The organism is Actinophytocola sp. (assembly GCF_036402745.1).
In the GTDB taxonomy this organism is placed as follows: Bacteria; Actinomycetota; Actinomycetes; order Mycobacteriales; family Pseudonocardiaceae; genus Actinophytocola.
The window spans coordinates 1-10,823 of sequence record NZ_DASWSJ010000422.1 but is presented as its reverse complement, the minus strand read 5'-3'; the positions used below and the strand labels follow the sequence as shown (position 1 = coordinate 10,823).

11 protein-coding genes are annotated in these 10,823 nt (G+C 72.0%); 3 read left to right on the top strand and 8 right to left on the bottom strand.

Features of this window, described 5'->3' with window-relative positions:
- Positions 1-833, bottom strand: an 833-nt coding sequence (locus VGD70_RS36545) for an aromatic amino acid lyase (protein ID WP_331089701.1), incomplete at its 3' end; no start/stop codon positions are given.
- A gap of 78 nt (positions 834-911) precedes the next feature.
- Here VGD70_RS36545 and VGD70_RS36540 point away from each other — a divergent pair.
- Positions 912-1,691: an IclR family transcriptional regulator gene (locus VGD70_RS36540; protein WP_414638140.1), complete on the top strand. Its 780-nt coding sequence runs from the start codon at positions 912-914 to the stop codon at positions 1,689-1,691.
- A gap of 78 nt (positions 1,692-1,769) precedes the next feature.
- Here the strand turns inward: VGD70_RS36540 and VGD70_RS36535 are convergent, their stop codons facing one another.
- From VGD70_RS36535 to VGD70_RS36510, 6 genes are all read right to left on the bottom strand, one after another.
- Complete coding sequence (locus VGD70_RS36535; RefSeq protein ID WP_331089699.1) at positions 1,770-2,675, bottom strand: ABC transporter substrate-binding protein; 906 nt, start codon at positions 2,673-2,675, stop codon at positions 1,770-1,772.
- Between the two features lie 23 nt (positions 2,676-2,698).
- Positions 2,699-3,427: an ABC transporter permease gene (locus VGD70_RS36530; protein WP_331089697.1), complete on the bottom strand. Its 729-nt coding sequence runs from the start codon at positions 3,425-3,427 to the stop codon at positions 2,699-2,701.
- The gene (locus VGD70_RS36525) at positions 3,424-4,098 is read right to left on the bottom strand and encodes an ABC transporter permease (protein WP_331089695.1); all 675 of its coding nucleotides are present in this window, start codon (positions 4,096-4,098) and stop codon (positions 3,424-3,426) included. The genes VGD70_RS36530 and VGD70_RS36525 overlap by 4 nt, the downstream gene beginning before the upstream one ends.
- Positions 4,095-5,228 carry an ABC transporter ATP-binding protein gene (locus VGD70_RS36520; protein WP_331089693.1) on the bottom strand — a complete coding sequence of 378 codons (1,134 nt, stop codon included), beginning with the start codon at positions 5,226-5,228 and terminating at the stop codon, positions 4,095-4,097. Before VGD70_RS36520 ends, VGD70_RS36525 begins: the two co-directional genes overlap by 4 nt.
- Before the next feature lie 177 nt (positions 5,229-5,405).
- Positions 5,406-7,973 carry a sensor domain-containing protein gene (locus VGD70_RS36515; protein ID WP_331089691.1) on the bottom strand — a complete coding sequence of 856 codons (2,568 nt, stop codon included), beginning with the start codon at positions 7,971-7,973 and terminating at the stop codon, positions 5,406-5,408.
- Positions 7,974-8,036: 63 nt separating this feature from the next.
- Positions 8,037-9,233 carry an NADP-dependent malic enzyme gene (locus VGD70_RS36510; RefSeq protein WP_331089689.1) on the bottom strand — a complete coding sequence of 399 codons (1,197 nt, stop codon included), beginning with the start codon at positions 9,231-9,233 and terminating at the stop codon, positions 8,037-8,039.
- Positions 9,234-9,449: 216 nt separating this feature from the next.
- On the opposite strand from VGD70_RS36510, the gene VGD70_RS36505 reads away from it, so the two are divergent.
- On the top strand, positions 9,450-10,055 hold the full coding sequence (locus VGD70_RS36505) for a dTDP-4-dehydrorhamnose 3,5-epimerase family protein (protein ID WP_331089687.1): 606 nt from the start codon (positions 9,450-9,452) through the stop codon (positions 10,053-10,055).
- On the opposite strand, the gene VGD70_RS36500 is transcribed toward VGD70_RS36505, so the two are convergent.
- Positions 10,038-10,370 carry a S24/S26 family peptidase gene (locus VGD70_RS36500; RefSeq protein ID WP_331089685.1) on the bottom strand — a complete coding sequence of 111 codons (333 nt, stop codon included), beginning with the start codon at positions 10,368-10,370 and terminating at the stop codon, positions 10,038-10,040. The genes VGD70_RS36505 and VGD70_RS36500 overlap by 18 nt on opposite strands.
- A gap of 73 nt (positions 10,371-10,443) precedes the next feature.
- Here VGD70_RS36500 and sodN point away from each other — a divergent pair.
- Positions 10,444-10,823 (top strand): superoxide dismutase, Ni (sodN, locus tag VGD70_RS36495; RefSeq protein ID WP_331089683.1); only part of this gene is annotated, 380 nt, incomplete at its 3' end.

Sequence of the window (10,823 nt, the reverse complement as noted above, 5' to 3'; positions counted from 1 at the left end):
ACCCGGTTGCAGTCGGGTCCTCGGTGGGAGGCCACGACGCCGGAGTCCTTCAGGATCGCGGTCAGATTGGCAGCGGACAGGGCCTGCCCGGGGTGCGGGCGGATCGCCTGCAGCTCGGGGGCGAAGACCCGGTCGGTGCCGAGCTGACCCTCGACCGACATGGCGGCCGCGATGTCCGCCGTACGCATCAGCACGGAGAGGTCGGTGAGCGCCATCACGAGCATGCCGAGCATGCCGTCGGTGCCGTTGATGAGCGCGAGACCCTCCTTCTCGGCGAGAACGACCGGCTCGATCCCGCTGGCCCTCAACGCGTCCGCGGCCCCGCGCGTCTCGCCGTCCTCGAGCACGTCGCCCTCGCCCATCAACGCGAGCGCGACCGCGGAGAGCGGGGCGAGGTCGCCGGAGCAGCCGAGCGAGCCGTACTCGTGGACGACCGGGACGATGCCGGCGTTGAGGATCTTGGTGAGGGTCTCGACCGTGACCGGCCGGACGCCGGTGCGGCCGGTGGCGAGCGTGCGCAGGCGCAGCAGCATGAGCGCGCGGACGACCTCGGGCTCGACCGGCTGGCCGGCGCCGGCCGCGTGCGAGCGGATCAGCGACCGTTGCAGCGCGGCGCGCCGGTCGGGCGGGATGTGCCGGGTGGCGAGCGCGCCGAAGCCGGTCGAGACGCCGTAGGTCGGTGTGTCGGCGTCGGCGAGCTGCTCGATGTGCGCGCGGGACTTGGTCACCTCGTCGAGGGCCGTCTCGCCCAGCGTGACGGTCGCGCGGCCCCGCGCGACCGCGACGACCTGTTCGCGGGTCAGCGCCCCGCCGTCCACCTGAACCGGTTGCATGTGCCCATCCCAGCCCGTCCCGCCGCGTCGCACGACCCGGGATGGCCGATCGTGGTCTGGTATCCCAGACTGGTCCACGTGGGAACTGATGTGCCGGCGCTACGCCGAGGCCTGTCGGTGCTCCGCCTCCTGGCCACGAAGGCCGGCCCGGTGACCGCGGGCTCGGTGGCCCGCGAGCTGGGCCTGCCCCGGTCGACGACGTACCACCTGCTGGCGGAGCTGTCCGCGGCAGGATTTGTCGTCCACCTGCCGGAGGACCGCCGGTACGGGCTCGGCCTCGCGGCGTTCGAGCTGGGTTCGGCGTACCTGCGCCACGACCCGCTCGAGCGGCTGGCGCGTCCGGTGCTGCGGGCGTTGATCACGCGGACCGGCCACACCGCGCACCTGGGCGTGCTGCACGGTCGGGAGACCCTGTACCTGCTGCGCGAACAGCCCCCACACCCGCACGCGACGGTGGTGACCGACGTCGGGGTGCGCCTGCCGGCGTCCCTGCCCGCCTCGGGCCGCGCCATGCTGGGTTTGCTCCCGCCGGCCCAGGTGCGGGCCCTGTTCCCGGGCCGGGACAGCTTCGTCGACCGCACCGGCCGGGGCCCGTCCCACCTGCCCGACCTGCGGCGCCTGCTCTCCGCCGCCCGCCGCCGGGGCTGGGCCGTGGAGGACGGCTACGTGACCCCGGGCTTCGCGTCGGTGGCGGCCCCGGTGGTGGACCACGCGGGCCACCCGATAGCCGCGATCAGCACGACCTTCCGCCACCCGTGCGCCGAAGAATGCGGCGAGACGTGGCCCGACCTGGCCGCGGAGACGTTGCGCGCGGCGAACGACCTGACCACGCGAATCGGCGGCGAGCCGCGCGGGTGAGCGTGGCCCGCGCGAACGCGCCGCGGCCCGCGAGCCGAAGACTCGCGGGCCGCGCCGAAGCAGCAAAGCACGAAGAGGTCAGACGCCGATCTCGCTCAGCCACTGCTTCGCGACGTCGGCGTAGGCGGGCTTGTCCGGCGCGTTCAGCCGGACGTTCAGGTCCAGCAGCGTCTTGGTGTCCAGCTTCGCCGAGATCGCGTTCAGCGTCGTCTTCACCGTGTCGCTCGCCTTGGCCTTGCTGATCAGCGGCACGACGTTCTGCGCGGCGAAGTTGTTCTTCGGGTCCTCCAGCACCACCAGCCCGTTGGCCTCGATCGCGGCGTCGGTCGTGAAGATGTCGGCCGCCTGGACGGTCCCGTCGAGCAGGGCCTTCGTCGTGATGGCGCCCGGCTCCAGCGAGCTGAAGCTCTTGAACGTGCAGTGGTACGTCTTCGCGAGGCCCGGGATGCCGTCCGGCCGGGTCTTGAACTCCGACGCGGCACCGAACACCGACTCGGCACAGCGCGGCGCGAAGTCCTCGATGCTCTTCAGGCTCCACTTGGCGGCGGTCTCCTTGGTGACCACCACCGCGTCCTTGTCCTCGGCCGCCGCCTTGTCCAGCACGGTCAGGTTCGACGGCAGCGCCTTCTGCAGCGCCGCGTACACCTCGTCCGGGGTGGTCTCCTTGGCCGACTTGTCGATGAACTGCAGCAGCACACCGGTGTACTCGGGAATGAGATCGATGGACCCGTCCTTGAGCCCGTCGAAGTACTTCTCCCGGCTGCCCAGGTCGAACTGCCGCGACACGGTGACGCCCTTGGCCTCGAGGGCCTGCGAGTAGATCTCGGCGAGCAGCTGGCTCTCCGGGAAGTTGGCCGAGCCGACGGAGACGGAGTCACCGGAGCCGGAGCCCTTGTCCTGCGCCAGCGGATCCGACTTGCCACAAGCCGTCAGCGTGAGCGCCGCCGCGACGACGGTCGCCACACCGGCGAGTACGCGCTTCATTCCAAGTCTCCTCATGTGTTTCCCTACTTGACCAAATCAGGTGTGGGCCGCCGCCAGATGCGCGCGGTCCGCTTGCGGCTGGCGGCGTTGCGCAGCCCCGGCGAGACGGCCATGCGCTGGACGAGCACCAGCAGTCCCTCGACGACCAGTGCCAGCACCGCGATGGCGATGGCACCCGCGGCCATCTGCGGGTAGCCGTCCGGGGAGCCGGCGCCCGAGTTGTTGCCGTCGATGACGAACCGGCCGAGTCCGCCCAGCGACACGTACGCCGCGATCGTCGCCGTGGCGATGACCTGCAGCGTGGCCGAGCGGATGCCGCCCAGGATCAGCGGGAGCGCGTTGGGCAGCTCGACCCTGAACAGCACGCGCGACTCCCGCATGCCCATCCCGCGCGCGGCGTCCACAACGGAACTGTCGACGTTGCGCACGCCCGCGTAGGTGCCCGCGAGCACCGGCGGGATGGCCAGGATGACCAGCGAGATCACCACCGGCAGCAGGCCGACGTAGGTGAGCAGCACCAGCAGCGTGAGCAGGCCCAGCTCGGGCAGCGCGCGCAGCCAGTTGGACAGCCCGGCGACGAGGAACGTGCCGCGGCCGGTGTGCCCGACGACGGCGCCGAGCGGGACGGCGAGCGCCGCCGCGATGAGCACGGTGAGCGCGGTGTACCCGAGGTGCTCGAGGATGCGGGTGGGGAAGCCATCCGGCCCGGACCAGTGGGCGGGGTCGAACAGCCAGCCGAACGCCGAGTTCACGCGGACACCGCCCGCACACGCCGGGCCCTGGTCCACGGGGTGATGAGCCCGCCGACGAACAGCAGGAGCGCGTCGACGATCAGCGCGATGACGACGATCAGCGCGATGGCCACGACCATCTCGACCGCGTTGTTGCGCTTGAAGCCCTCGGTGATGAGCCCGCCGAGCCCGCCGATGCCGATCAGCGCGCCGACCGACGCGAGGCTCATCGCGGACACGACCGCGACCCGCAGCCCGGCGATGATCACCGGGATGGCCAGCGGCAGCTCGACGGTGAGGAACCGGCGGAACCGGCGGAACCCGATGGCCGTGGCCGCCGCGGTGACCTCGCCGGGCACCGCCAGCAACGCGTCGGACACCGAGCGGACCAGCAGCGCGATCGTGTAGATCGCCAGCGGCACCTGGACGTTGAGCGGGTCGATGATGCGCGTGCCGATGAGCAGCGGCACCAGCGTGATCAACGCCAGCGACGGGATGGTGTAGAGCACGCCGGCGAGTGGGACCAGGATGCCGCGGGCGAGCGCCCAGCGGCTGGCCGCCCAGCCGAGCGGGATGGCGACCAGCAGGCCGACGAGCACCGGCAGCAGCGCCAGGTAGAGGTGCTCGCTGGTGGCCTCACCGATCTTGTCCCAGTTGCGGTCGAGCCACGGCCACGGCCAGTCGACGTTCACGTGGGCACCTCACCGGACCGGCGCGCGTCGGCCAGCGCGGACAGGACGGTGTCCGCGGTGACGCCGCCGACGACCGCGCTCTGCTTGTCGACCGCGATGCCGACCGCGGCCGGCGAGCTGAGCGCCGCGTCGAGCGCGTTGCGCAGCGAGCCCGCCGTGCTGCCCGCCGCGGAGTCCACTTCGAACAGCGAGCCGCCGGAGACCAGGTCGTCCGGGCCCACTTGCTCCACTGTGGACAGCAGGTCGGCGGAGATCCAGCCGAGCGGCTTGTTCTCCGCGTCGACCACGACCGCCCACCCGTCGGTGAGCGCGCCGCGGGCCTGCTCGGCCGGCTCGCCGACCTTGACCGTGGCGACCGGACCGACGGGAATGCCGTCCGCGGTGAGGAAGCCGAGCGCCCGGTAGCCGCGGTCGCGGCCGACGAACGAGGACACGAACTCGTCGGCGGGCTTGGCCAGCAGCGCCGACGGGGTGTCGTACTGGGCGAGCCGGCCGCCGACCCGGAACACCGCGACCTTGTCGCCGAGCTTGATGGCCTCGTCGATGTCGTGCGTGACGAACACGATGGTCTTGTCCAGTTCGGACTGCAGGCGCAGCAGCTGCTGCTGCAGGTCGTCCCGGACGATGGGGTCGACCGCGCTGAACGGCTCGTCCATCAGCAGCACCGGCGGGTCGGCCGCGAGCGCGCGGGCGACGCCGACGCGCTGCTGCTGGCCGCCGGAGAGCTGCGCCGGGTAGCGCTTGGCGAGCCCGGTGGGCAGCCCGACGAGCTCGAGCAGCTCACCGGCTCTGCCGCGGGCGGCGCGCTTGCTGGACCCCGTGAGCAGCGGGACGGTGGCCACGTTGTCCAGCACGGTGCGGTGCGGGAAAAGTCCCGCGTGCTGGATGACGTAGCCGATGCCGCGCCGCAGAAGGGGCGGGTCGGACTCGCGAATGTCCTTGCCGTCCAACAGGATCGAGCCGCTGGTGGGGTCGATCATCCGGTTGATCATCCGCAGCGACGTCGTCTTGCCGCACCCGGACGGCCCGACGAACACGGTGATCCGGCCTTCCTCCACCGTGATGTCGAGGTTGTCGACGGCGACGGTGCCGTCCGGATACTTCTTGGTCACGGCCTGGAACTCGATCACCCTCGAGGCTCCTCAGGTCGAGACGGCCACCTTCGGGCCGTAGGTCGCCCGACCTTAGCCCTTGGGACCGACAAAGGCAGGGCATCTCAGCATTTGACGACGGCCGCCCGGCCCAGCAGGTTGCTCCGATCGGCGCAGCCGTTGCCAAGTCGAGACGATCTCGGCGCCCGGGAGCGGTCAGGAGCCGGTGGGGATGTGCAGCGGGCCCATCCGCAGCAGCTCGCGGAACTCACCCGCCGGCAGCGGCTGGGACAGCAGCCACCCCTGGTAGGCCTCGACGCCGAAGCTGCGCAGCACGTGGAACTGCGACTCGGTCTCCACACCCTCGGCCACGCACGTGCGGCCCATCGCGCGGGCCATGTCGACCAGGGCACGCACCACGGCGAAGTCGGCCGCCTCGGTGGCCACGCCGGACACGAACGCGCGGTCGATCTTGATGATCTGCGCCGGCAGCTCCTTGAGCCGGGCCAGCGAAGAGTAGCCGGTGCCGAAGTCGTCCACGGCGAACCGGACCCCGCGGTCCGCCAGCTCGGCCATCGTCGAGCGGGTGCGGGACGGCAGGTCGATCAGGCTGGTCTCCACCAGCTCCAGCATCACCCGGTCCCAATGGATGCCGGCCTCGGCCACCACGGCGGACACGATCTCGACGAACTCCGGGTCGCCGGGCACGAGACCGCTCAGGTTGACCGCCACGCCGGGGCCGCCGCCGAGCACCCCGCCGAGGAGGATCGGCCACGTCGCCGCCTCGCACAGCGCGGTCCGCAGGACCCACCGGTCCAGGTCCCGCATCAGGTCACCCTGCTCGGCGACCGGCAGGAACTCGCCGGGCCCCAGCAGCCCGCGCTCGGGGTGCGGCCAGCGCACCAGCGCCTCGGCGGACAGGATCGTGCCGTCCGGCCCGACCACCGGCTGGTAGTGCAGCACCAGGCCGTCGTTGGCGATGGCGTCGCGGAGCTGGCCCTCCAGCAGCATCTGGCTGTTCGCGTTCTTGATCAGCTCGGCGTTGGCGAGCGAGACCCGCCCGGTGCCCTGCCGCTTGGCGCTGAACATGGCCGCGTCGGCGAAGCGCAGCAGGTCGGCCGCGGACGTGTCCGCGCCGCTCGGCACCGCCGCGCCGATCGTGGCCGACACCCGCAGCAGCTGGCCGCGCACCGGCACCGCGGTCCGCAGCAGCCGGGCGACCCGGTTGGCGAGCGCCTCGACGCCGCCGACCTCGTGCACGTCCGAGCAGATGACCACGTACTCGTCGCCGGACATGCGGGCCGGCGTGCAGGACGGCGGCAGCCCACGCTCGAGCCGCCGGGCCAGCGCGATGATCAGCTCGTCGCCGACGTCGTGGCCCAGGGAGTCGTTGACCCGCTTGAAGTTGTCGACGTCGCAGAACAGCAGGGCCACCGAGCCGGCCTCGGGGCCGCCGAGGAGCTGGCCGAGCAGCTCGTTGACCGCCGTCCGCCCGGGCAGGCCGGTGAGCTCGTCGTGGGTGGCCTGGTAGCGCAGCCGTTCCGCGGCCCGGCGCCGGTCGGTGACGTCGGAGAACACCACGAGCCAGAACCGCCGGCCGTCGTCGGCGACCGACTCGGTGACGCCGAGCTCGCAGTACACCGGCTTGCCGGACGCGGTGACGAGCACCCGCTGGCCGGCTCGCAGGTCCGCGGACGTGTGCCCGGGCCGGCCGTCGTCGTGGACGGTGAGCAGCGACTCGGCGCGGTCGGTGGGGTGGGCGAGGTCGACGGCGGCCTGGCCGCGCAGCCGCTCGAGGTCCATCTCCAGCAGCTTGCACAGCGCGTCGTTGGCGTCGACCAGACGCTCGGTCTCGTCGAAGAGCCCGATGCCGACCGGCGCGATGGCGACCAGGTCGGAGAACCGCTGCGACGAGCGCATCATCCGGGTCTCGGTGGACCGCTGCTCGGTGACGTCCTGCGCGGTGCCGATCATGACCTGGCCGCCGCGGTCCAGCGCGGCGCCGCGGCAGCGGAACACCCGGCGCGTGCCGTCCGGCTGGATCACCCGGTGCTCGGCCTCGACCGGCCGGCCGGTCTCGGCGAGCTCGCGCCAGCGCTGGTCGACCCAGCCGCGGTCGTCCGGGTGCACCAGGCTGAGGTAATCGGTGTAGGTGATCGGCGTGTCCGGGTCGACGCCGAACAGCTCGTAGAGCATCGAGGACCAGACACACTCGCCGGTCGCGGTGTTCCACTCCCAGGTGCCGAGCCGGGCCACCTGCTGGGCGTCGCCGAACAGCCGCCGGTCCTGGCTGGCCCGCCGCTCGGCCTCGCGGAACCCGCTGACGTCCTGCACGGTGCCCCGGATGCGCACGACGTTGCCGTTGGCGTCGACCTCGGAGCGCGCCCGGATCTGGAAGGTCCGCTCGCCGCTCGCGTCCCGGACCTCGACCTCGGTGGGCTGCACGGCCGGGTCGAACAGCCCGACCCGGAACGTGCCGAGCCGCGCCAGGTCCTCGGCGTGCACCAGCGTCAGCGCGTCGGTGACGGTGCAGTCCGCGGGCAGCCCGCACAGCGCGCGCAGCCCGTCGGAGAAGTAGGCGAGCCCGGCCTCGAGATCGACGCTCCACACGCCCAGGCCCGCCAGGTCCTCGGCGTCGGCGAGCGGGAAACGCCAGCTCGCGTCGTTGGTGACGTGGTCGACGGTGGGCCGCGCGATGCCGGGCCGATCGAGGCCGGGCATGCCTAACTCACCGGCCCGCACCTCGGTGAAGGGCAGGCCGGCACGCACGACATGCTCGGCCACCGCGCCATCCTCTCGCCCGCATGCCGGCGGGTCGGGCGCAGCCGCCGATCTTCCCGCCGACGCTTAGGCTACCCCGTCCTCCTTGGCGGCCCGGGCGACTGCGGCGGCGACCTCGGGCGCGACCCGCGGGTCCACGCCGCTGGGCACGATGTAGTCGGCCGAGAGGTCCTCCGCCGCGACCGCCGCGATGGCCTCCGCCGCGGCCAGCTTCATCCGCTCGGTGATCCGGCGCGCGCCGGCGTCCAGCGCGCCGCGGAAGACACCCGGGAAGGCCAGCGAGTTGTTGATCTGGTTGGGGAAGTCGCTGCGTCCGGTGGCCACGATCGCGGCGTGCTTGCGGGCGACGTCCGGGTGGATCTCGGGGTCGGGGTTCGACAGCGCGAACACGATCGACTCGGGTGCCATCGTCGCGATCAGGTCCTCGGGCACCGTGGAGCCGGACAGGCCGACGAACACGTCCGCACCGTCGAGCGCCTCGGCCAGCCCGCCGCGCAGGTCCGCCTTGTTGGAACGGGTGGCGAGCTCGGCCTTCACGGGGTTCAGCCCGTCGCGGCCGACGTGGATGATGCCCCGCGAGTCCAGCACGGTGACGTCGCCCGCGCCGGCCGAGAGCAGGAAGTTCGCGCAGGCCACGCCGGACGCGCCGGCACCCGCGATGACGATCCGCTCGTCCTCGATCGGCCGGCCGAGGACGGTGTTGGCGCCACGCAGCGCGGCCAGCAGGATGATCGCGGTGCCGTGCTGGTCGTCGTGCATGACCGGGCAGTCCAGCGCCTCGATGAGCCGCTTCTCGAGCTCGAAGCAGCGCGGCGCGCTGACGTCCTCGAGGTTCACCGCGCCGAACGACGGCCGCAGGCGCACCAGCGTCTCGACGATCTCGTCGACGTCGGTGGTGTCGAGCACCAGCGGGATCGAGTTGAGCCCGCCGAAGGTCTTGAACAGCGCGGACTTGCCCTCCATCACGGGCAGCGCCGCGCGGGGCCCGATGTCGCCGAGGCCGAGCACGGCGGTGCCGTCGCTGACGACCGCGACGAGGCGGTTGGTCCAGGTGTACCGCCGCGCGAGCTCGGCGTCCTCGGCGATGGCCCGGCTGACCTTGGCCACGCCCGGGGTGTAGACGATCGACAGGGCGCGCGGGTCGGCGATGGGCCTGGTCACCGCGATGTCGAGCTTGCCACCCTCGTGGGCTTCGAAGATCTCGTCATCGGTCACGGGAACATTCAGGTCCGGTTGCACGAGCGGATCATTCACGGTGGTCATTGCGTCCCTCCAACGGGCCAATGCGGGGGAAACAGAAAGTAGCCCCGCGTGGTCGCGGCGTGATGGAGCATCGATCGGGTGGTGTCGACGCTCAGCAATCTGCCGGCCGGTCGGCCACCCGCGGATTGTTGGCGGGCAACCGCGGACGCTGCGGTGCCCCCAGTGTGACAGGTCCGCCGTTCAGGGTCGCGGGGCGGGTTGAGTACCGTGCGTCACATGGATGTACGGGAACTGGCGGTACCGGGCGCGTTCGAGTTCACCCCGCGGGTGTTCCCCGACGACCGCGGGCTGTTCGTCTGCCCGTTCCTCGAGGAGCCGTTCGTCAAGGCCGTCGGGCACCCGCTGCGGATCGCGCAGACCAACCACAGCAAGTCCCGCCGCGGCACCATCCGGGGCATGCACTTCTCCGACGTGCCACCCAGCCAGGCGAAGTACGTCTACTGCCCGCAGGGCTCGCTGCTCGACGTCGTCGTCGACATCCGGGTCGGCTCGCCGACGTTCGGCCGGTGGGACGCGGTGCGGCTGGACCCGGTGGACTTCCGGGCCGTGTACGTCCCCGAGGGCGTCGCGCACGGCATCATGGCGCTCGAGGACGAGACGGTGATCTCCTACCTCTGCTCGACCGGCTACAACCCGGCCGCCGAGCACGGCCTCAACCCGCTCGACGCCGCGCTGGACCTGCCCTGGCCGGCGGAGATCGAGGTCGTGCTCTCCGACAAGGACCGCGAGGCGCCCGACCTCGCCGAGGCGGAGAAGGCCGGCCTGCTGCCGAGCTACGCCGACTGCCTGGCCCACTACCAGCGGCTACGGTCGGCCGGCTAGCCGCCGCGGCCGCGGCCACACCCGCCAGCGGATCACCCCGTGCACGGCGGCCGCGCCGAGCTTGCGCGAGTCGGTCGACGCGAGGTCGTTGTCCCCGACGACGAACCAGCCGTCGCCCTCCCGCCGGACCGCGCGCTTGATCGACAGCTGGTGCGGCCGGGTCACCCACGTGACCACCACGACGTCCCCCGACCGGGCGCGCCCCGTGCGACGGGCCAGCACGACGTCACCGTCCCGCAGGGTCGGCGCCATCGAGGGCCCGCGCACCCGGATGCGCCGGTAGGGCAGCCACCCGAGCCGGTTCAACTCGATCACCTCCGCCGTGTCTGCTCAGCGTGCCGGGAGTAGTGTCCAAACCATCGGAGCGTCAACCTGTTCAGGAGGAAAGATGCGACTCCTGTCGCGTATTCTCGGCCCACGCCTGGAGGCCACCGCACACTGCGACCTCCCCTGCGGCGTGTACGACCCGGCGCAGGCCCGCATCGAGGCCGAGTCGGTGAAGGCCATCCAGCAGAAGTACCAGGACAACGAGGACCCGGAGTTCCGCACGCGCGCCATCTTCATCGCCGAACAGCGCAGCGAGCTGGTGAAGCACCACCTGTGGGTCCTGTGGACGGACTACTTCAAGCCGCCGCACTTCGAGAAGTACCCCCAGCTGCACGAACTGGTGAACAAGGCCACCAAGGCCGCCGGCGCGTCCGGGACCAAGGGCTCGATGGACCCGGCCACGGGCCAGACGCTCCTGGACCTGATCGCCGAGATTGACAA

What these genes read in the sequence shown, in the direction of transcription:
- VGD70_RS36535 (WP_331089699.1), bottom strand. Translation starts at nt 2,675, where the DNA reads ATGAAGCGCGTACTCGCCGGTGTGGCGACCGTCGTCGCGGCGGCGCTC.
- VGD70_RS36510 (WP_331089689.1), bottom strand. Translation starts at nt 9,233, where the DNA reads ATGACCACCGTGAATGATCCGCTCGTGCAACCGGACCTGAATGTTCCC.
- VGD70_RS36505 (WP_331089687.1), top strand. Translation starts at nt 9,450, where the DNA reads ATGGATGTACGGGAACTGGCGGTACCGGGCGCGTTCGAGTTCACCCCG.